The sequence below is a fragment of the Shewanella morhuae genome (genome assembly GCF_003028295.1).
Lineage (GTDB): Bacteria > Pseudomonadota > Gammaproteobacteria > Enterobacterales > Shewanellaceae > Shewanella > Shewanella morhuae.
Window position 1 is genome coordinate 394162 of record NZ_PYSG01000003.1, and the last position, 19796, is coordinate 413957.

The 19796-nt window shown below is 43.7% G+C and carries 16 protein-coding genes and 1 tRNA gene; 7 read left to right on the forward strand and 10 right to left on the reverse strand.

Annotated features, from left to right (window positions below; translation table 11 throughout):
* The first annotated feature begins 29 nt into the window (after positions 1–29).
* The 3 genes from C9I43_RS16385 to C9I43_RS16395 all read left to right on the forward strand — a co-directional run bounded on the left by C9I43_RS16385 (position 30) and on the right by C9I43_RS16395 (position 1063).
* A tRNA-Asp gene (locus tag C9I43_RS16385) sits at positions 30–106 on the forward strand.
* A 224-nt stretch (positions 107–330) separates the two neighbouring features.
* Positions 331–585 carry a YkgJ family cysteine cluster protein gene (locus C9I43_RS16390; protein WP_076497485.1) on the forward strand — a complete coding sequence of 85 codons (255 nt, stop codon included), beginning with the start codon at positions 331–333 and terminating at the stop codon, positions 583–585.
* A 22-nt stretch (positions 586–607) separates the two neighbouring features.
* Entirely contained in the window at positions 608–1063 is a 456-nt protein-coding gene (locus tag C9I43_RS16395) for an Rrf2 family transcriptional regulator (protein ID WP_107884548.1), read from the forward strand.
* On the opposite strand, the gene C9I43_RS16400 is transcribed toward C9I43_RS16395, so the two are convergent.
* The 3 genes from C9I43_RS16400 to gpmM all read right to left on the reverse strand — a co-directional run bounded on the left by C9I43_RS16400 (position 1038) and on the right by gpmM (position 4735).
* Complete coding sequence (locus tag C9I43_RS16400) at positions 1038–1793, reverse strand: divergent polysaccharide deacetylase family protein (protein WP_107884550.1); 756 nt, start codon at positions 1791–1793, stop codon at positions 1038–1040. The two genes, C9I43_RS16395 and C9I43_RS16400, sit on opposite strands and share 26 nt — an antisense overlap.
* A gap of 253 nt (positions 1794–2046) precedes the next feature.
* Complete coding sequence (locus C9I43_RS16405; protein ID WP_107884552.1) at positions 2047–3180, reverse strand: murein hydrolase activator EnvC family protein; 1134 nt, start codon at positions 3178–3180, stop codon at positions 2047–2049.
* Positions 3181–3190: 10 nt separating this feature from the next.
* Complete coding sequence (gene gpmM, locus C9I43_RS16410; protein WP_107884554.1) at positions 3191–4735, reverse strand: 2,3-bisphosphoglycerate-independent phosphoglycerate mutase; 1545 nt, start codon at positions 4733–4735, stop codon at positions 3191–3193.
* 266 nt (positions 4736–5001) lie between these two features.
* On the opposite strand from gpmM, the gene C9I43_RS16415 reads away from it, so the two are divergent.
* The 4 genes from C9I43_RS16415 to C9I43_RS16430 all read left to right on the forward strand — a co-directional run bounded on the left by C9I43_RS16415 (position 5002) and on the right by C9I43_RS16430 (position 8742).
* Positions 5002–5436 carry a rhodanese-like domain-containing protein gene (locus C9I43_RS16415; RefSeq protein WP_076497523.1) on the forward strand — a complete coding sequence of 145 codons (435 nt, stop codon included), beginning with the start codon at positions 5002–5004 and terminating at the stop codon, positions 5434–5436.
* A gap of 291 nt (positions 5437–5727) precedes the next feature.
* On the forward strand, positions 5728–6213 hold the full coding sequence (secB, locus tag C9I43_RS16420; RefSeq protein WP_076497476.1) for a protein-export chaperone SecB: 486 nt from the start codon (positions 5728–5730) through the stop codon (positions 6211–6213).
* A gap of 4 nt (positions 6214–6217) precedes the next feature.
* Complete coding sequence (gpsA, locus tag C9I43_RS16425) at positions 6218–7234, forward strand: NAD(P)H-dependent glycerol-3-phosphate dehydrogenase (protein ID WP_076497474.1); 1017 nt, start codon at positions 6218–6220, stop codon at positions 7232–7234.
* A 323-nt stretch (positions 7235–7557) separates the two neighbouring features.
* The gene (locus tag C9I43_RS16430; protein WP_107884556.1) at positions 7558–8742 is read left to right on the forward strand and encodes a BaiN/RdsA family NAD(P)/FAD-dependent oxidoreductase; all 1185 of its coding nucleotides are present in this window, start codon (positions 7558–7560) and stop codon (positions 8740–8742) included.
* Positions 8743–8889: 147 nt separating this feature from the next.
* On the opposite strand, the gene C9I43_RS16435 is transcribed toward C9I43_RS16430, so the two are convergent.
* The 7 genes from C9I43_RS16435 to C9I43_RS16465 all read right to left on the reverse strand — a co-directional run bounded on the left by C9I43_RS16435 (position 8890) and on the right by C9I43_RS16465 (position 19784).
* Positions 8890–10539, reverse strand: coding sequence for a type I restriction-modification system subunit M (locus tag C9I43_RS16435; protein WP_107884558.1), 1650 nt, complete (start codon positions 10537–10539; stop codon positions 8890–8892).
* Position 10540: 1 nt separating this feature from the next.
* A complete protein-coding gene (locus C9I43_RS16440; RefSeq protein WP_107884560.1) occupies positions 10541–11746 on the reverse strand; it encodes an AAA family ATPase in 1206 nt (401 codons plus the stop codon).
* Positions 11743–13095 carry a restriction endonuclease subunit S gene (locus tag C9I43_RS16445; RefSeq protein ID WP_107884562.1) on the reverse strand — a complete coding sequence of 451 codons (1353 nt, stop codon included), beginning with the start codon at positions 13093–13095 and terminating at the stop codon, positions 11743–11745. Before C9I43_RS16445 ends, C9I43_RS16440 begins: the two co-directional genes overlap by 4 nt.
* Positions 13088–14182: a PDDEXK nuclease domain-containing protein gene (locus tag C9I43_RS16450; protein WP_107884564.1), complete on the reverse strand. Its 1095-nt coding sequence runs from the start codon at positions 14180–14182 to the stop codon at positions 13088–13090. Before C9I43_RS16450 ends, C9I43_RS16445 begins: the two co-directional genes overlap by 8 nt.
* Positions 14175–17237 carry a type I restriction endonuclease subunit R gene (locus C9I43_RS16455; protein ID WP_107884566.1) on the reverse strand — a complete coding sequence of 1021 codons (3063 nt, stop codon included), beginning with the start codon at positions 17235–17237 and terminating at the stop codon, positions 14175–14177. Before C9I43_RS16455 ends, C9I43_RS16450 begins: the two co-directional genes overlap by 8 nt.
* 479 nt (positions 17238–17716) lie before the next feature.
* Entirely contained in the window at positions 17717–19081 is a 1365-nt protein-coding gene (locus C9I43_RS16460; protein ID WP_107884568.1) for a TrkH family potassium uptake protein, read from the reverse strand.
* Position 19082: 1 nt separating this feature from the next.
* Complete coding sequence (locus C9I43_RS16465) at positions 19083–19784, reverse strand: potassium channel family protein (protein ID WP_076497470.1); 702 nt, start codon at positions 19782–19784, stop codon at positions 19083–19085.
* Between the last annotated feature and the right edge of the window lie 12 nt (positions 19785–19796).

Here is a 19796-nt window from a genome sequence, read left to right on the forward strand (position 1 = left end):
TTAGGTTAATGTGTAAGCGTTAACTTAAAGGAGCGGTAGTTCAGTTGGTTAGAATACCGGCCTGTCACGCCGGGGGTCGCGGGTTCGAGTCCCGTCCGCTCCGCCAACATAAAGAGATAAGCCTCATCGAAAGATGAGGCTTTTTTCGTTATGTTTTTTAATAACAAATTTACCTATTTATCCGATGTTTATGTCGGTTTATGTCGTATATCAAAGGTATCATCTTTATAAGCAGCTTATCTGTTTCGTGAGCCTCAGTAGTATTGACCCACGCCACAGATCTTAGGCTAATTAAGCGTTATAATGCCCCATATTTTGTGAGTACTGTAAATGAATTGTCGTCTTGGATGCGGTGCTTGCTGTATCGCACCTTCAATCAGTAGCAAAATTCCTGGTATGCCTGACGGTAAGGCCGCTGGCGAGCGTTGTGTACAGCTGAGTGATGCCAATTTATGTTTGATTTTCGGCTCACCTGATCGCCCCGCTGTTTGCAGTGATTTTGATGCATCAGTAGATGTATGTGGTCATACGAACGATGAGGCACTTTGGTTGCTTAGCCAACTCGAATCTCAAACAGCTCATTAAGTTTATCGCGGACAGGTGAAATATGCAGTTAACTCGTTATACCGATTTTGGCGTTCGAACCTTAATGTATTTGGCTATTCAGCCAGATAGGACTACTTTATTTAGAATTGCTGAGATTACGCAGGTATTTGATTTATCTCCAAATCATATTTCTAAGATCGTACATCATTTAGGGAAGTTGGGTTATCTTGAAACCATTCGCGGTAAAATGGGCGGTTTTCGTTTGGGCAAACCTGCGTCTGAAATTAATCTTGGCCAGTTAGTGCGATCGTTAGAAAACTCTTTAGTAGCGATTGATTGTAGTAAGCCTTATTGCCTATTTACGCCAGCATGTAAGCTGAAAGGTGTGTTGGCCCAAGCGGTTGCTGCCTATTTGAATGTGCTCGATCAATATAGTCTGTTGGATATTGTGAGTAATCGTAATGAGTTACTAGCTCTGTTGCCAGATTTGTCTATCTCAGTGTTACAGTTGGATTAGCCCCATCGGCGGGTGAAATATTAATAAAGAGTAAGCTTGATGCTGGAACCAGATCAATTCCTTCTATTTTAAGCCTTTGTAGATTAGCCCTAAGGAAGTGTATTGTTTCTGGATAGGGATGTGCTATCGCTACCAGATTACCTTCTGCATGTGCCTGAGTGATCATTGAGCTAAATTGTTTTTCAAGTGCATTGGCACTGGTATCATTGTCTAAGAAAAGTTGGCGTTTTAGTAATGGAACGCCTAGTTGATCAGCTTTATCCCCCGCCTTAGTGAACCGAGTTGTCATACTATCGACAAAATACAGCTGTTTCTGTTTAAGAGTTTCCATAATCCATAGCATGGGATCGTCAAGTTGTGTCAGTAAGCTGCCCATATGATTATTGGCGCCTTTGGCGAAGGGGACACTGTTAATTGCATCAATAACAGTGTGGCGAATTTGTGCTTCTGTCATGGTATTAGTTAATCCGCCCAGTCCTAATGTTTTGCCGTTGAGTGCTTGCATGGGTAAATGCAGCATAATCTCATGGCCTTTCTCATGGGCAGTCTTGGCGAGCTGTTTACCCAGTGGTGTGTGAGGCAATACTGAGAGTGTCACTCCACTTGGTAACGCTAATACAGTTTCATCACTCTGGCGATAACCAATGTCATCAATAATGAGGGCTATTTGAGCGGCATAACTTTGAGAGCTACTTAGGGTTAGCAGGAGTAATGAATACAATAAGCGCACAATTTCTTCTTATTAGTCATAATGCTATATCAATACTCATATTAAGAACTAAACGATTTTGAGTGATAGCATGGGCTGATAGGGTATCGATTATAGCGATAATTTTATTGACTGAACCCGTTGTTTAAATTGGCTTAGATATTTGCATTAACGGGGTTAGCTATAAAGCTAAAGGATTAGGCTCGTAACTGAGCCTAATCCAACGCTATTGATAAAGTATCCGCACACCTGTGGTGGTGATAGATAATACCGACTAGCGGCAGTATCTCGCTGGATCGACGGCCTTACCTTTGTGCCTTATTTCGAAGTATAAGCCTGGCTCACTTTGCCCACCTGAGCGTCCGACTAAAGCTATCTCTTCACCCGTTTTAACCATGTCGCCAGGTTTTCTTAATAGGGTTTGGGCGTGGCCGTAAAGGCTCATATAACCCTTACCATGGTCGATAACCATCACTAAGCCAAAACCGCGTAACCAGTCAGCATAAATAACTTTACCACCGGATACTGCACGAATATTTTGTCCTTCAGGCGCCGATAGCATAGTGCCTTTCCATACCACTTGGCCTGAGCGTAGGCTACCAAAGCTGGCACTGACACGACCTTTAGTAGGCCACTTTAACTTGCCATTTTGTTTACCAAAGCCTTCCATTGATGGGTTATCTTTCATCGCCCGCAATGCTTGCTCAACTACGCGCTTTAAGCTGGCTTCTTCAATTTGCATCTGTTCAAGCTCAGCCCCCTTAGAGTTTAAGGTTCGTTGTAGTTCATTAATGGTCAGTTGACGCTGATTTTGCTCTTGGCTCAGGCGTTTAGCTTGTACTTGCTGATCGCTCACAAGCTGAGTTAATTGTTGCTGTTTACTCGTTTGTGAAACCTTGATTTCATCTAGCTCAGTCAAGGTTTGCTTTAATTCATTGATCGACTTCATTCGTGCGTTATTGAGGTATTGGTAATAGGCCAACATACGCTCGATAGTGGCAGGACTTTGTTGATTGAGTACCATCTTAGTGTAATCATGGTTACCAGCAAGGTAGGCACTAGATAGCTGTTTAGATAGCGTTTTTTGCTGCGTAACCTTAAGGTTTTCTAATTCTTCTTGGCGTATTTTTAACTCTGCGAGTTTAGTGTCTATCTGCGCTAAATTATTTTTAGTGCTGTTGACCTTTTTAGCCGCAGACGCAATAGCCTCTTCATCGCTTCGTAGCAATGACAGTAATTTCTCTCTTTGCTTATCGGTAGTTTTTAACGCACTTTTTTGTTTATTTATTTGCGTTTGGATTGATTTCAACTCGGACTGACGCTTCGATAAATCAGAAGCGTTTGCCGAAAAACATAACATCATAAAGCCAGCAATAATGCTGGCTTTAATAAGGAGTCGAATGCTCACTAGGTAACGGTTACTCTTTAATGTGGATTAAGGGCTTACCTGTCATCTCTGCTGGAATGGCTTCGCCTATCAAGCTCAAGATGGTGGGTGCTACGTCGCTTAGCTTACCACCGGTATCGATAGTTGCATCGCGTCCCACAAAGATAAATGGTACTAATTCACTGGTGTGAGCTGTATGAGCCTGACCTGTAGTTTCATCGGTCATTTTCTCGGCGTTGCCGTGATCGGCGGTAATAATGCATTCACCGCCCACTTTTGCTAGTGCATCAACCACACGTCCAATACACGCATCGACAGCCTCACAAGCTTTAACCGCAGCATCAAAATTACCCGTGTGGCCAACCATGTCGCCATTAGGGTAGTTACAGATGATTACGTCATATTTAGTTGACTCAATTGCCGCCACTAATTTGTCGGTTAACTCCTCTGAACTCATTTCAGGCTGTAAGTCGTAGGTCGCAACTTTAGGTGAGTTAATTAGGATGCGATCTTCACCTTCAAATGGCTCTTCTTTACCGCCGTTGAAAAAGAAGGTCACATGAGCATATTTCTCTGTTTCAGAGATGCGTAGTTGAGTGCGGCCTTGCTTTTCAAGCACTTCACCTAAGGTGTTTACTAGGTTTTCAGACGGGTAAGCGATAGGTGCTGTGATGTCGCCAGCGTACTCAGTTAATGTAACAAAGTGCATTTTAGGCACGACAGCGCGCTCGAAACCATCAAAGTCTGGGTTAATAAAGCTACGGGTAATTTGGCGGGCACGGTCAGCACGGAAGTTCATAAATATTAGTGCATCGCCATCTTGCAAGGTGGCAACTTGGCCATCGGCATCGGTGATAGCTGACGAAGAAACAAATTCGTCGTTCTCGTTCCGCTCGTAAGCCGCTTCTAATGCAGTAATAGCATTATCGAATTGGAACTTTGCTTTGCCTTGAGTGATTAAATCGTAGGTTTGCGACACGCGATCCCAACGGTTATCTCTGTCCATTGCAAAGTAACGACCAATAATCGATGCAATGCGGCCATGGCCTAATGTCGTAAACAGATCAGCAAAATGGCTCAAGCTGCCCTTTGCACTGCGTGGTGGTGTATCGCGGCCATCGAGGAAAGCGTGCAAATAAACCTTAGTCGCACCGCGAGCTACTGCCATACGGCACATTGCTTCGATATGCTCTTCATGGCTGTGTACGCCACCGGCAGAAAGTAGCCCCATAATGTGCACCGCACCGTCGGCTTTAATCGCTGAGTCTATTGCATCACATAGGACTGCGTTTTTCTCAAACTCATGATCTGCAATGGCTTTACTAATGCGAGTGAGTTCTTGATAAACCACACGGCCAGAGCCTAAGTTAATGTGGCCAACTTCAGAGTTACCCATTTGACCATCAGGTAAGCCAACATCTAAACCAGAACCTGAAATCAAACTGTGGGGATATTGGGCATTGAGACGGTCGAGTACAGGAGTCTTTGCGTGAAAAATCGCATTGTTATGCGTGTTTTCTCGGTAGCCCCAGCCATCGAGGATCAACAACGCGAGTGGACGTTTAGCTGTCGTCATGGTGATTCCTTAAGTTTTATAGAAGCGATAGAAATCTGAAATTGGTTAAATATTACTACGTTAGTGGGGGATGAAAAAGCGCTTTACCCCGATTAAGGTCATCGAATGGCTAATTCGTTCGATTAGCGGGCCTGCTTGTGGCAAACACAGAGAGAATTGCGCTAAAAGTGCGAGCTGGAACTGTGACTAAACTGCTGCAATCTGCCAAGGCAATCGGTATACTCTGTGCCCTTATCGAATTTTCGCCATTTATGCGGGCAATCATCATGCAAGAATATATCGAATTTTTTAAAGCTCACTCAATGTTAAGTCTAGCTTGGGTGGGATTATTTGTTGTGCTCGTTGCGAGTCTCATCAAATCAAGCATGTCAAAAATCAAAAATATTTCCCATCAAGAATTGACGATTATGGTCAACAGACAAGATGCAAAAGTGGTTGATGTGCGTTCGAACGACGAGTTCCGCAAGGGCCATATTGTTGATGCACTTAACGTTACGCTAGCGGATATTAAAAATAATCAGATATCCGCCCTTGAAAAGTATAAAGCCAGTCCCATTATATTAGTATGCAATGCTGGCATGACCTCGTCTCAAGCCGCTCAGCTTTTGGGTCAGCAAGGTTTTGAAAACCTGTATAACTTAAAAGGTGGTATGGGTGAATGGCAGGCAGCTAATATGCCTGTTTCAAAAAGCAAAAGATAAGTTGTCGGCGGCATTGATAATTTAAACTGCATGTTATTTTGGATATCGCAGTATTGAATCATCAATGTTTGGCATACTGATCCTACAGTGACTAATGGCTTAAATAAGTTGTTGGACAGGTTTGATCGATACCCGAATCTGGGTACAAATTGGCATGATACTAAGCACTAATACAGTTCTTGGATAAGATAAGCCACGAGCCAATTTATATTTAAGTAATAATTGGCTTTCAAATAATAATTGGCTTTCAACGAAAAGCTGAAACAACATTGATAGGATAAGTAGGAAATTATGGCTGAAGTAGCAAACAACGAACAACAAGCCCCACAATTCAATATCCAACGTGTTTACACTAAAGATGTGTCTTTCGAAACACCTAACAGCCCTGCGGTATTCCAAAAAGAATGGAACCCAGAAGTTAAGTTAGATTTAGACACTCGCAGCGCTAAGCTAGCTGATGACGTGTATGAAGTTATCCTGTCTTTAACTGTGACGGCACAAAATGAAGGCGAAACTGCTTTCCTATGTGAAGTACAGCAAGCGGGTATCTTCTCTATCACAGGTCTGACTGAGCCACAATTGGCCCACTCATTAGGCGCATATTGCCCTAACATCCTATTCCCATATGCTCGCGAAACCGTGGGCAGCTTAGTCGGTCGTGGTACTTTCCCACAACTTAACTTAGCACCAGTTAACTTCGATGCGCTGTTTGCTCAATATGTGCAGCAACGCCAAACCGCTGCGACTGCACCAGCGACTGAAGAAGCTAACGCTTAATCACATGAAAAATACTGCTGATATCACGGTATTAGGGGCGGGCTCTTATGGCACCGCCCTTGCCATTTCTTTGGCTAGCAATGGTCATAAGACCTTGTTATGGGGGCATAACCCTGCCCACATGCAAACGCTGGCGCAAGATAGATGTAACCAAGCATTTTTGCCAGGCATTGCATTTCCTGAATGTCTGCACATCGAAGCCGATTTAGCGACCGCCTTAGCTGCCAGTAACAATGTGTTAGTGGTAGTGCCAAGCCATGTGTTTGGCACTGTGCTAAAACAAGCTCAACCTTTGCTCCGTAGTGATGCACGCATTGTATGGGCGACGAAAGGGCTTGAGCCTGAAACCGGACGTTTGTTGCAAGATGTGGCCCGTGATGTCTTAGGTGAGCAATATCCGCTAGCGGTGTTATCTGGGCCAACATTTGCGAAAGAATTGGCCATGGGATTACCCACTGCTATTGCAGTTGCAGGCACTTGCCCTAAGTTTACCCACGAATTAATTGAACTATTACATAGTCCAAAACATTTGCGGGTTTACGCCAACGACGACTTTACCGGCATCCAACTGGGTGGCGCAGTAAAGAACGTAATCGCGATTGGTGCGGGCATGTCCGACGGTATCGGCTTTGGTGCCAATGCCAGAACAGCCCTGATCACCCGTGGTTTAGTCGAATTAACGCGTTTAGGCGAAGCCTTAGGGGCCAATGCGGCCACCTTTATGGGAATGGCGGGATTAGGCGACTTAGTGTTGACCTGTACCGACAACCAATCCCGTAACCGTCGTTTCGGTTTAGCTTTAGGTAAAGGCAGCGATGTGATGACAGCGCAGGCTGAAATCGGCCAAGTGGTTGAAGGTTATCGCAATACCAAAGAAGTGTTTACGCTTGCGAAACGTCTTGGGGTTGAAATGCCAATCACTGAGCAAATTTACCAAGTCTTGTACCAAGGTAAATCGCCCGTCGATGCTGCTAAAGAATTGCTCAGCAGAGAGAAAAAATCAGAAACGCCGACGCAATAAACCGCGAGCCGTGATGATGCTGAATAAAAGAAAGGGTGCTAAAATAGCGCCCTTTTTTGTGTCTGTTCGCATAGCCTTTAAATGTTAGCTTCTGATGTTGCCGATATCAGGCGATATTTCCTGCATCCATGAAGGTTAAAGGGCAAATAGGGCATTTGTTGCCTAGCGTTTGGCCACTATCTTGCTTTGTTAGTTATTCGTGCGCTTAGGTTTATCGTGCGAACTTGGATTTAAGGTTTATCGTTTCAACGGTTGTTCAGGTTGCCGTATAAACTGAGTGTGGTTTGCCAATATCAATCAATTTATCTGTGTGGAGTAATAGCGTGAAACATCATGATGTCATTATTATCGGAGCCGGCGCCGCGGGATTGATGTGTGCAGCGACAGCGGGTTACCGAGGCCGTGATGTACTCGTACTGGATAATGCCAAGCAAGCTGGGCGTAAAATTCTCATCAGCGGCGGCGGGCGTTGTAACTTCACCAACCTTAAAGTCGAGCCCGCTAATTTCCTTTGTGGTAATCCCCACTTTGTTAAGTCGGCACTCGCACGTTATCCGTCGCAGCAGTTTATTGAACTGGTCGAGCGCCACGGCATTGAATACCACGAACGCGACCACGGCCAATTGTTCTGTAATGACTCGGCCAAAGAGATAGTCACTATGCTATTGACCGAGTGCGAATGGGCGGGCGTTACCATTAAGCTGCGCACCGATATTCTGGCCGTTAAAAAGACCGAGGCAGGGCGCTTTGAGCTCAATACTTCTAACGGCGAATTGAGCTGTGACTCACTGGTTATCGCCACCGGCGGTTTATCCATGCCTAAACTCGGCGCTACGCCTTACGGTTATCAACTGGCCGAGCAGTTTGGTCTCAAAGTATTGCCAACTCACGCGGGTTTAGTGCCTTTTACATGGCACAGTGAAGATAAAATTCGCTTCGAACCTTTGTCGGGCATAGCCGTACCGAGCCGCATTACCGCCAAAGATGGCACTGCATTTAGCGAAGCGTTGCTATTCACTCACCGCGGCTTATCTGGCCCTGCAATTTTGCAGATTTCCAACTATTGGAAAGCGGGCGAAACCATAGAAATCGATCTCTTGCCGAATATGGATTTGGCACAATTGCTAGAGCAACAATTCGCCGCGCATCCAAAACAAAGCCTGCGTAACACTCTCAGCCAATGGTTGCCTAAACGGCTGGTTGAAGTGCTATTCGATGAAGCCTTGCTAAACAAAGCGTTAAATCAGCTTGTGCACGCTGAACGGGCAAAATTGGTTGATGATATACACCGCTGGACATTATTGATGAATGGCACCGAAGGCTACCGCACCGCCGAAGTGACCTTAGGTGGTATTGATAGTCATGAGTTGTCATCTAAAACCATGGAAGCCAGCAAAGTCGCAGGACTCTACTTTATCGGGGAAGTCATGGACGTAAGTGGTTGGTTAGGCGGGTTTAATTTTCAATGGGCCTGGGCATCCGGCGTCGCCGCAGGGCAAGCGGTGTAGCCCATATCTTGCATAAGAGTGATGAAATTAAAACGAAGACTATTTGAATTCAACGAAGACAATCTTTTGAGGTAAAAACTCATAATGAAAATAACTCTTTGATAGTTAAATTAAAAGATTGTCTTCGTTGTTAATGCGAATTTGTGGTTAGTTTTTTTTAGGCTCACCTGGTAATAACGATAAACCTAATTCAGATAAAAACGCATTATGCTTTTTCAGCGCAACCTCTATTGAATTTTCTATCTCAACCAGTTTTTGCTGCTCTTTCGCGAGATCAATTTTTACCGCATCTTTAGCGGTACTGACGTAACGAGAAATATTAAGGTTGAAATCGTTTTTTTCAATCTCTGCCATCGACACGCGGCGCGAATAACGCTCTTCTTCACTGCGGAATTGATAGGTCTCAACGATTTTTTTAATATCGTTGGGTTCATCACCTTTGCCTTCGCGTAACCTATTCTGACGTTTACCTTTTTCATAATGTTCGCTGGCATTAATAAACAATACATCGTCGTACTTTTTGCATTTTTTCAGCACTATTATGCAAACGGGGATACCCGTAGAGAAAAACAAGTTGGCAGGCAAACCAATGACAGTATCGATATGGCCATCGTTGAGTAATTTCGTGCGAATACGTTGCTCTGCGCCGCCTCTAAATAATACGCCATGGGGCAAAATAATCGCCATGGTGCCTTCATCACTTAAAAAGTGAAAACCATGCAGTAAAAAGGCAAAATCGGCAGCAGATTTTGGTGCTAACCCATGGCTTTTAAAACGGAAATCTTCACCCTGTGCTTCACTCGGATCCCAGCGATAACTAAAGGGTGGGTTAGCCACTACTGCATCGCATTTAAGTTTTTTTGCGGGATTCCTCTCACTGAGTATGTCCCAGTCGTTTAACAAGGTATCACCGTGGTGGATGTCAAACTCGGTATCTTTTACCCCATGCAATAACATATTCATGCGCGCAAGGTTAAAGGTGGTGATGTTTTTTTCTTGGCCGTAAATTTTACCGACACTGCCGCCCGCATCGACAATATGCTTACGCACATTGAGCAATAACGAGCCAGAACCGCAGGCAAAGTCTAATACCTTGTCGAGCTTTTTCTTTTTGCCTGTTTTGGGCTCTTGGCTGTCGAGGGTGACAATTTCGGACAAAATAGTCGAAATAGGCTGTGGGGTATAAAACTCACCGGCTTTTTTACCCGAACCCGCGGCAAATTCACCGATGAGATATTCATAGGCATCGCCCAAAATATCGCTATTGGTAGAAAACTCGGCAATACCTTCGGAGATTTTTTGAATGATAGTGCAGAGCTTTTTATTACGATCAGCGGGGGTTTTGCCTAACTTTTCAGAGTTTAAATTAATTTCAGAAAATAAGCCTTTAAAGCTGCTGTCAAAGCTTTGCTCTTCGATGTATTTAAAGCCCGCCTCTAAGGTTTGCAGTAATTCGTTGCTTTGCATGCGTGCCAGTTCGGCAATGCTGGTCCACAGGTGGCGCGGCTCAATCACATAATGCAGTTTGCGGCGCATCTGTTTTTCAAACTCGGCCACATCCTCACTATTGTCTGTATACCACAGGCTCAATGGCGCGGTTTTATCGTCTTTAGCCAGTGCAGGGTAATCACGGCCGAGTTCTTTTTGTGCGGCCGTTTCGTAGTTGTCTGATAAATAGCGTAAAAATAAAAACGACAACATATAGTCGCGAAAGTCATCGGCGTTCATCGCACCGCGTAGGCTGTCGGCTATATCCCACAGGGTTTTGCCTAAATCTTTGAGTTGTTCTTGGGTCATGTTAATTGATCTCTTCGAGTTGTTCGGCTTGCGCTTGCTGTACAGTTGGTGCTTGGTATATTGAAGGCTTTTGTTGTATTAAAAGCTCAGGAAACAGTGCAGGGTCAAAACGGTAGTTTTTCATAAAATTGCGTAATATGCGGCGAAAATGCCCTTTATTTTCATCGGTCATTTCCATTGGCTCAAATAGCGAATAATTGCCGTGACTTAAAATATTAATCATACGCGCATGTAAAATACCGTCTGAGTCATCTTTTTCCTGTTCAATACAGGCAGAAAAGTTTTTGAAGCCATGAAAGGTAGCCGTTTTTTCTAAAATACTGCGTAAAATATTAAAGTGATAGGTAAATAAATCACCAGATTGGGCCGCTTTATGCAGTTGTTCTAACAGCGCTACATGGTGAAAAAATGGTGTGCTATTGGTGTAGCGCAGCTTATAGAGTTGCGCTTCCTTATCGTAACTTAAAAAATAAGGTTGAAGCTTTTTCTTCTCATTGAGCTCATTCCACATCACATTAAAAAATAAAGTGTGGTGGGTTGAAATTACCGCTTTAATGGAGTTGTTCTTCAGCAACTGTGCAAGGTGGCTTGCTACTGCAATGGCGTTATTATCATCTAGAGATGAAATAGGGTCATCAATATATAGATATTCAACCCAGCTATACGTGACTTGTTTATCTGCTGCTAGTTGTGCAATAGCGAGGAAAAAACACCAAATAAAAATATTTTCTTCACCACGTGATACTTTGATATGCTCGATGTTTTCAGCTTTATCATCAATTAATACTTCGCGGATAAAATTGACATGGCCTTTTTCATAATCAATCAAAAAATTAAAATCACCGTAGCGCTGCACTAGTGGTCTAATTTGATTTTCTAAATCTAAGTCTTCATCTTTGAGCGCATCAAAAAAACTGGAGGTTTTATTGAGTTTCAATACTCGAGTTGCATCGTCTTCAAGGTCGTTATCCCAACTAAATAAATCTTCAGTAAAAGCATTAAAATACAAGGTATCGCGTTTTCCCTCTTTTTTTCCTTGCTCTTTAAATGCCATAGACAAGCGTGTTTTACCTGTGCCGTTATAGGCAAATAATAAGGTTTGCTTAACGGTTTTTGGATTGGTATTTTTCTGTGGTATGCCGTTTTTTAACACATGGCGTAAATGTGCTGCCACTTCATCGAGCGTCGCAAAGGTTGATTCACTCATGCGCCTACCTCAGCTTTGGCATCCATTTTGTCGCCATCAATCGATGGGAATAATTGCTGCATCAACCCTTTTTTGTGTGTTTTAAGCGATTCAATTTTTTGAATTTGTGCGGCAATGAGTGCGTCTACTGGAAAAAATAAATTAGCGATTTTTTGTTGCTCATCTAGTTTAGGCACTAGCATTGTTAGCTTTTTCAAGTCATCAAGGCCAATACGTTTTCTTGTCGAACCAGTAGCTGATCTTTCAATCGAAGAGCGAAACTTTATGTCATTAATTAGAGAATATATAAAGTATTTATTATGCAATTCTTCATTAACAACTAAGCGTATACCATCAGAACACATTACGTACCTATGATGGGTCTCAGGAATAAGGCAGGCTCTACCAACAGGATCACCCATTTTTGAAATGATTATATCTCCCGGATATATATTGTTAGCCAAAAGTTCATCTGCTTTTTCTTTAGAAGTGAAAATTTGATAAGTATCGTTAAATTGTGCATCACCTATATTTTGCAGCTGAATTATGCGTATACCTTTTTCAACATAATCTGATGATTTCAAGTTAGAACCAAATGGCCCACCGATAAAGCTCCATTTTACATTTTTATCAACTAAATCAATTAGTTTAAATTCAACCCATTCACTTTGGTCTCTAAATGCGGGAAATCTGAGTCTGGGGACGGTTTCACCTTCGGCAGGGAAGAGTTGCTGCATTAGGCCTGTTTTATGGGCTTTTAAGGTGTCCAGTTTTTGGTTGTGCGCGCTTAGTAGCTCGTCGAGGGACGAAAGGCAATCAGCAATTTTTTGTTGTTCTTCAACGTTTGGTGGGATCGGGATTGAAAATGAGCGTATTTGAGCGAAATTAAGTCCCTCTCTATTCCCCCCAGCCTGAAAGCTATCAATTTGCTGCTGTCCATTTGGAGATAGAATAAATTGGCAGAGATAAACTGGGTTAAGTTCTTTTAGTTTTGTTCTGATAATACAGACATGCTGATTTACGTTTCCACTGGCAACACGTTGATCCGCAATCGCAGTACGGCCTATTGATGCACCTGTAATATTCAGAAGCACGTCATTTTCTTTAATTACTGTGCCTAAAAAAGATTGATGTACCTCTTCCTCAATAAAAGCAATATTTTCAAGGATCAAATCGCCCCATCCAATATTCTGACTTCGTACAAATGGTACTCCGGCTGATTTATAGTTCTTATCCCCACCCTTGGGTGTGATACCACTACCCACTTTGTTGGTTTTGCTGCCTAGCTCGTTAAAACACCAATAGCCGTCACTTTGAAACTCAGGAAATCTCAATTCTGGCACTAGACCTTTTTCAGCTGACTTATTCATTGCTTTCTCCTTGCCTTGGCGCTGGCTCAGCTATTTGCTCAATATCTAATTCGTTTTGCGCTGGCAGGTGTTGTAATAATTGATGCAGCTTGGCTTGCAGCAGCTGTTTGTCGGGCAGTTGGCATTGGTATTGTGCTACTAGTGTTGGGGACAAGTTACGCGACAGCGCATATTCGACCACTTCGTCGTCTTTGTCGCGGCACAGCAATACACCTATGCTGGGATTTTCGTGGGGCTTTTTCACATCGCGGTCGAGGGCTTCGAGGTAAAAGTCGAGCTGGCCTAGGTGCTGCGGGCTAAATTTACCGATTTTTAGCTCAAAGGCCACTAGTGCGGCGAGGCCACGGTGAAAAAACAGTAAGTCGATGTAAAAGTCTTGGTTACCGACTTGCAGGCGGTATTCCTCACCAATAAAAATAAAGTCTTTACCTAGCTCTAAAATAAAGCTTTTGAGGTTGTTGATAATGGCCTTTTGCAGATCGTTTTCGCTGTGGCTGCTGGGCAGGCCTAAAAACGCTAAGGTGTAGTTGTCTTTAAAGATGCTTGGGCTAGTTGGGTGCGATTGTCTCAGCGCTGCTGAGAGTTTTGGTGGCTCACTCAAGCTGCGCTCAAAATGGGCGGCGTTAATGTGGCGCTCAAGCTCGCGGCGGCTGAGTTTGTCGCTTTGCACTAAGGTTAAATAATATTCGCGCTCAAGGCTGCTTTTACAGCGGGAAAAGATAATGGTGTTGTGAGTCCAAGGTAACACTCTCACCAGTGGTGCGAGTTTTGTATCGTTTTGATAAATATCGTAAAACTGCTTCATGCGCCAGAGGTTTTTATCGCTAAAACCTTTTATGTCTGAGTCTTGGCTAGCAATGTAGGCGGCGAGTTGCTTTACCACGCCTTTGCCCCAAGCTTGTGAGGCGACTTTTTCGCTAATGGTTTGACCTACCGACCAATACAGCTCAATTAACGCGGTATTTACCTGAGCAAACACTTGCTGGCGGGTTTGCTGAATATGCGCGAGCAGATGGGCAAAGGTTTGCTCATTTGGCTGTTCAGTGAGTATTTTTGTGGTATTTAGCGGCTCTTTTGGCTTATTCATAGGCAGCAAGCCCTGATATTTCGCGCCCTTGGGAGAGTTTATGTAAATAGGGGATTAAGTCTTCCATTAGTGCAAGCTCTTTTTGGGTGCGCGCTTTCCAACCTAAGTCTAGCGGGGCAAGTAAGTCACTTAACTGCTCACCATCAAAAATCATGTGCTGCATTATGCCATCAACAAAGTCTTGCAAGCTTTGGGGCGTAAGGCCGTGAGTGAGTGCTAATTGGTTTAATTCGCTGGCGGCTTTAGCCGCTTTAAATTTTTGAAAGCCAATTTTAATTTGCTCAACATTTAACGCGACACCTGTGGGCAGGTTTTCGATGTAGGCGATGATATCGTCGCGGTCTTCCATTAAATTGGCCTGTGAGCTGATTAAATCCATTAGCTCTTGGCGAGTCATTTTATGCTTGCTGGCACCTTGGCCTGCTGCTTGAGTTGATTGGGCGATTAACCCCATGATGTAATCGTAATCAATTAAGGCTGAGGCAAATAAGACAAACTCAAATTCGAGCTGTTCAATGCTTGCGTCTAACTCAGGATTATTTTGGTCTTGCTTGCGTTTTAAGCCTTTGGCGGTTTCGAGGTAAGCGCCTTTAAAGCCTCGCAGGTTGTCGATAGGCATGGCGGCTTCAACGGTTTGCAGCTGTTGATCGTCGAGTTCAGTATATTGCTCTATTTGCGTTTTGAGCTTTTGTACTTCTTTAAAGTGGTTAATAAACTCGGCTTTGGCGGTGTCGCCGTTTAAGTTAGCAACGTCCGACGGCGTGCAATCTAACCCTTTACTTTGCATAAAGGTTTGCAAGTCTGTAATTGCTTGCTGGTATTTTGCAACGACGACGGGGGCTGGCTCTACGAGCCAAATCTCTTTGGCGCGATCTTTATCTGCACCCGAGAATAGTTTAATTGCTTGGTTAACTTGTTTCTCTTGACCGCGAAAGTCAAGAATGTTGCCCCAAGGTTTGCTGTCGTTGAGTACACGGTTGGTACGCGAAAATGCTTGAATTAAACCATGATATTTAAGGTTTTTATCGACATATAAGGTATTGAGGTATTTCGAGTCAAACCCCGTGAGCAGCATATCGACCACGATAACGATGTCGATTTTGTTTTTGTGTAGGTAGTCGGCATTACTGTATTTTTGGTCTTTAATGCGCTGCTGTACGTCTTGGTAGTACAAGTCAAATTCATTAATGTTGTGGTTGGTGCCAAATTGCTGGTTATAGCTTTTTATAATGGCAATCAGCGCAGCCTTTTTTTGCTCAGGCTCTTGTTGGTTGTCGAGCTGCTCTTGCGGTAAGTCTTCTTGCAGTTGTTTTATGTCTTTGACGTTTTTATCTGCGTTGTAGGCTTGAGTTTCATCGCTATTTTTTGAAGGCTGCGCGGGTGGAGAAAACACACAGGCAATATTAAGCGGAATATAGCTTTCATCTTGGGCTTGTTTTTGTGCCTGTTGTATTTTGAATTGCTCAAAATAATGTATTGCGTCATTAATTTTAGCGGTAGCGAGCACGGCGTTAAAACGGCGCTGATTGGTGGCGGCATCATGTTTGGCTAAAATTTCTTTTACCACGGCTTCTGGCGGTGGCGTGACGGTGTCCACTTTACTGTCGCCGTCTGAATTTTTGTTGTTTTTACCAAAATAATCAATGTGAAAACTCAGTACGTTTTTATCTTCAATGGCGTTAGTAATAGTGTATGGATGCAGTTCTTTTTCAAATATGTCTTTGGTGGTTTTAAATGAACCTACCGTACCGTCGATTTGAGTGTAATTAGAGTTTTCATCAAAAATGGGAGTGCCGGTAAAGCCAAATAGCTGTGATTTTGGAAAGAAGTTTTTAATCGCTTTATGGTTATCGCCAAACTGAGAACGATGACATTCGTCAAAAATAAACACGACACGTTTATCGCGCAGTGGCTCTAAACGTTCTTTAAAGGTTTGTTGGCCATCTTTGATTTTACTAAGGTTGCGCTTGCTGTTTTCATCCAGTGCTAGGCCAAGCTTTTGGATGGTGGTGACGATGACTTTGTCGGCGTAGTCTTCTGACAGCATCCGGCGCACTAAGGTTTCGGTATTGGTGTTTTCTTCTACGCAGCCGTCTTGAAATTTGTTAAATTCTTCACGGGTTTGGCGGTCGAGATCTTTACGGTCAACCACAAACAAACACTTATCAACCTCGGGGTTGTCTTTGAGTAAGGTCGAGGCTTTAAAGGAGGTTAAAGTTTTGCCTGAGCCAGTGGTATGCCAAATATAGCCGTTGCCACGATTGTCGTGAATACAATCAACAATCGCTTGCACCGCATAAATTTGGTACGGACGCATCATCAGCAATTTTTGTTCGGATTGCACTAATACCATGTAGCGGCTGATCATTTCTCCTAACGTGCATTTAGCTAAAAAATAGTCAGAGAAGTCGTGAAGATGGGCAATTTTTCTGTTGTTTTCATTGGCTAATTGATAGACCGGCAAAAAGCGTTCATCGGCATTAAAACTGAAATGCTCGTTACGGTTATTGGCAAAGTAATAGGTTTGGTTTTCATTGCTGACAATAAAGAGCTGCATAAAGCACATTAGAGTATTGCCGTAGCCGTTACCTGCATCGTTTTTATAGCTAACGATTTGCTCCATAGCGCGGCGAGTTACAATAGTGTGATTTTTCAGTTCAATTTGCACTACGGGTACACCGTTGATCAGCAAGATCACGTCGAAGCGATGGTGGCTGTCATCATGGTTAATGCGAAGCTGGTTGATCACTTCAAATTCGTTTTTACACCAGTCTTTGATATTAACTAAGGTGTAATGTAAAGGCGTACCATCTTCACGCTGAAAATAGCCCCGTTCACGCAGGGTTTTAGCGGCGCTGAATACATCACTGGTGATAATTTCTTGCAGTAGGCGCTTGAACTCGTTGTCGGTTAAGTTTACCCGGTTTAAGGCTTCGAATTTTTCACGGAAATTTTGTTCAAGTGCGGCCTTATTGCGAATATCTGCACGGTAGCTGTATTTGAGATCTTCAAGCTTGGCGATTAACTCGTTTTCAATTTGTTGTTCTTTTTTCATTTATATCATCCAGTTTGAAATCTTAAACTCACTTCACACAATAACCCAAAATTTCAATGCCTAGACAGGTATGGTTATCTGATGTTTGATAGCGTCTATTATCCACTTTAATACAGTCTTATCGCTACCAATCAATCGCTAATTACCGTGTTTAGTTCGACTTTCCAACATTTTACCCTTTTTAGGCAATGAGTTTTCACTAGGATAGTGATGCCGCTCATCCACAGAATAGTGGCTCAAAGCGAGATTTTGAATGTATGCATTGCTCATGAAAACTATTGATAATAGGTGCTTACATTGCTTTTTGGTTACTCATTGTCGATTGTTTTGATTTTTCAGTCATCACCTGTGAAGTGATATGTGACATGTTTAGTGAATTATTGATTGTGAATTTATTTTTTAAGGGATGCTCATTTATCTCAGCTTCTGTTCCTGTGATTTTTACAAAATATTTTCTGTCATATCGTTAGAGCACTTAGTCAACCAATCGCCAGTTTGGTTTCTGCGTAGCGCAGTTTTTTCACCCTTGGATTCGCGAGGAAATAGGCGAGCATCAGTGGGCCGAGGCGACCCATGAACATCATAAAGATGATGATGGCTTGGCCTAGAGTGGTTAAGTTACCGGTTAATCCGCGCGATAATCCGACAGTGCCCAGTGCGGATATGGCCTCGAAAACGATATCGATTAACGGCGCTTTCTCGCTTAATACCAGTATGAAGATGGCCAGCCAAGATACGACCAGAGAGATGATGGTCAGCGCTAAGGCTTTGCTGACGGTGTCTTTGGGGATCTCGCGCTTAAATACATAGATGGCTTCGTCGCGACGTAAATAACCATAAGTGGCCAAAATCAGTACCATAAAAGTGACGACTTTAATGCCGCTGGCGGTGCTTAATGAGCCGCCGCCGATAAACATCAGCACGAGTATAAGTAAGGTGCTGGCGTCTTCGAGTTGGTCAATCGCTAGGGTATTAAAGCCTGCGGTGCGCGGTGTAACGGCTTGAAACCATGAGGCTAACCATTTACCTAGTTCGCTTAAGGGAGCCAAGGTATTGGGGTTGTTGTACTCAATAAAGTAAAGCGCAATCACGGCGACCGCGTTGATGACAATAGTGCCGGTGATCATCATGCGGCTGTAAACGCTGAGTTTTGACCAACGTTTGTTCCTACGCAGATCTATCCACACCGAAAATCCTAAACCACCGATAATAAGCAAAGCTGTGATCGTTAGATTGATAACGGGATCGGCTACGTAAGGCATCAGGCTGTCGGCACTGAGGGCAAAACCTGCGTTATTAAAGGCACTAATTGTATAGAAAAAACCGTGGAATAAGCTGGTTTTCCAGCCAAGTTCATGGCTCCAATGCGCTGATAAAATCAGCATGCCTATGGCTTCAACCAGCAGCGAAAACACTAATACTGCTTTGGCAGTTGAGACTAATGTTGATGTATCGGTTTGATTAAAAGCCTCTTTTGCGACTGTTTGTTGTAGAAAGCCAATCTTACCGCCAAGGGCGATAAGGGTGACAATGGCAAAGGTCATCAGCCCCAGCCCGCCGCATTGGATTAGCAGTGCAATGACGATTTGACCAAAGGGCGTAAAAACGCTGCCAGTATCGACAACAACCAGCCCTGTTACTGTGACTGCTGAGGTTGCCGTGAACAGGCTTTGTAGCCAAGTAATCGGTGATTCAGTCGCTATCGGCAGTTTGAGTAAACACGTGCCGAGCATGATCAACAGGGCAAAACTGATGCTTAAAATAAACGGCGGCGCACCTAAAAGCTTTTTGCCCGCTTTAGGTTTGTGCTCAATTGCCGTGATTGAGGGATGCCATTGAACCACCTTACACCAACCTTGGTGCGAGGTATTTAAGTTCACTGCGGCTGCCACAAAGTAGCAAAGCGTCGTTGGTTTGTAACACAAAATTGCCATCAAGCTTACTAAATACTGCCAGATCTCGCTTCACCATCACGGCCGTCACTTTGCCCTTAGGATTACGCTCTACATTCGTTTGGCTATCATCGGTACTGTCATCGAGGGTCGTCCCCAGTAACTTGGATAGAACAGTTTGGTCAAGGTGCGCTTTAATATGGATTTCAACCACATAAAGACCATCACCGATCGGCAAGAAATTACTTACCATAGGATAATTGAGCGACTGGGCAACGCGTATACCCATTTCTTCTTCTGGGTGTATGATGCGATCTACGCCGAGTTTAGACACAATTGTATGGTGCGCTTTAGTGCTGGCTTTGACCCAAATGACATTTACGCCCAAATTCTTAAGTGCCAAAGTGCATAGCAAGCTAGATTGCATATCTTTGCCAATGGCGACAAGCACCACGTCACTGCTGGCAAGGTCTAACTCCCGTAGCGCCGTTTCGTCGGAGCAGTCGCAAATAACCGCTTCGGTTAGACTTTCAACGTACTTTTCGACCATCTTGGGGTCACTGTCTACGCCTGTGACTGTGTGACCTAAGTGGATCAACTCATGGCTTGCCGCGACGCCAAATCGCCCTAAGCCAATAACGGTAAAGTGTGCCATACAAACATCCTT

What these genes read in the sequence shown, in the direction of transcription:
- C9I43_RS16390 (WP_076497485.1), top strand. Translation starts at nt 331, where the DNA reads ATGAATTGTCGTCTTGGATGCGGTGCTTGCTGTATCGCACCTTCAATC.
- C9I43_RS16395 (WP_107884548.1), top strand. Translation starts at nt 608, where the DNA reads ATGCAGTTAACTCGTTATACCGATTTTGGCGTTCGAACCTTAATGTAT.
- gpmM (WP_107884554.1), bottom strand. Translation starts at nt 4,735, where the DNA reads ATGACGACAGCTAAACGTCCACTCGCGTTGTTGATCCTCGATGGCTGG.
- C9I43_RS16415 (WP_076497523.1), top strand. Translation starts at nt 5,002, where the DNA reads ATGCAAGAATATATCGAATTTTTTAAAGCTCACTCAATGTTAAGTCTA.
- secB (WP_076497476.1), top strand. Translation starts at nt 5,728, where the DNA reads ATGGCTGAAGTAGCAAACAACGAACAACAAGCCCCACAATTCAATATC.
- gpsA (WP_076497474.1), top strand. Translation starts at nt 6,218, where the DNA reads ATGAAAAATACTGCTGATATCACGGTATTAGGGGCGGGCTCTTATGGC.
- C9I43_RS16435 (WP_107884558.1), bottom strand. Translation starts at nt 10,539, where the DNA reads ATGACCCAAGAACAACTCAAAGATTTAGGCAAAACCCTGTGGGATATA.
- C9I43_RS16440 (WP_107884560.1), bottom strand. Translation starts at nt 11,746, where the DNA reads ATGAGTGAATCAACCTTTGCGACGCTCGATGAAGTGGCAGCACATTTA.
- C9I43_RS16445 (WP_107884562.1), bottom strand. Translation starts at nt 13,095, where the DNA reads ATGAATAAGTCAGCTGAAAAAGGTCTAGTGCCAGAATTGAGATTTCCT.
- C9I43_RS16450 (WP_107884564.1), bottom strand. Translation starts at nt 14,182, where the DNA reads ATGAATAAGCCAAAAGAGCCGCTAAATACCACAAAAATACTCACTGAA.
- C9I43_RS16455 (WP_107884566.1), bottom strand. Translation starts at nt 17,237, where the DNA reads ATGAAAAAAGAACAACAAATTGAAAACGAGTTAATCGCCAAGCTTGAA.
- C9I43_RS16465 (WP_076497470.1), bottom strand. Translation starts at nt 19,784, where the DNA reads ATGGCACACTTTACCGTTATTGGCTTAGGGCGATTTGGCGTCGCGGCA.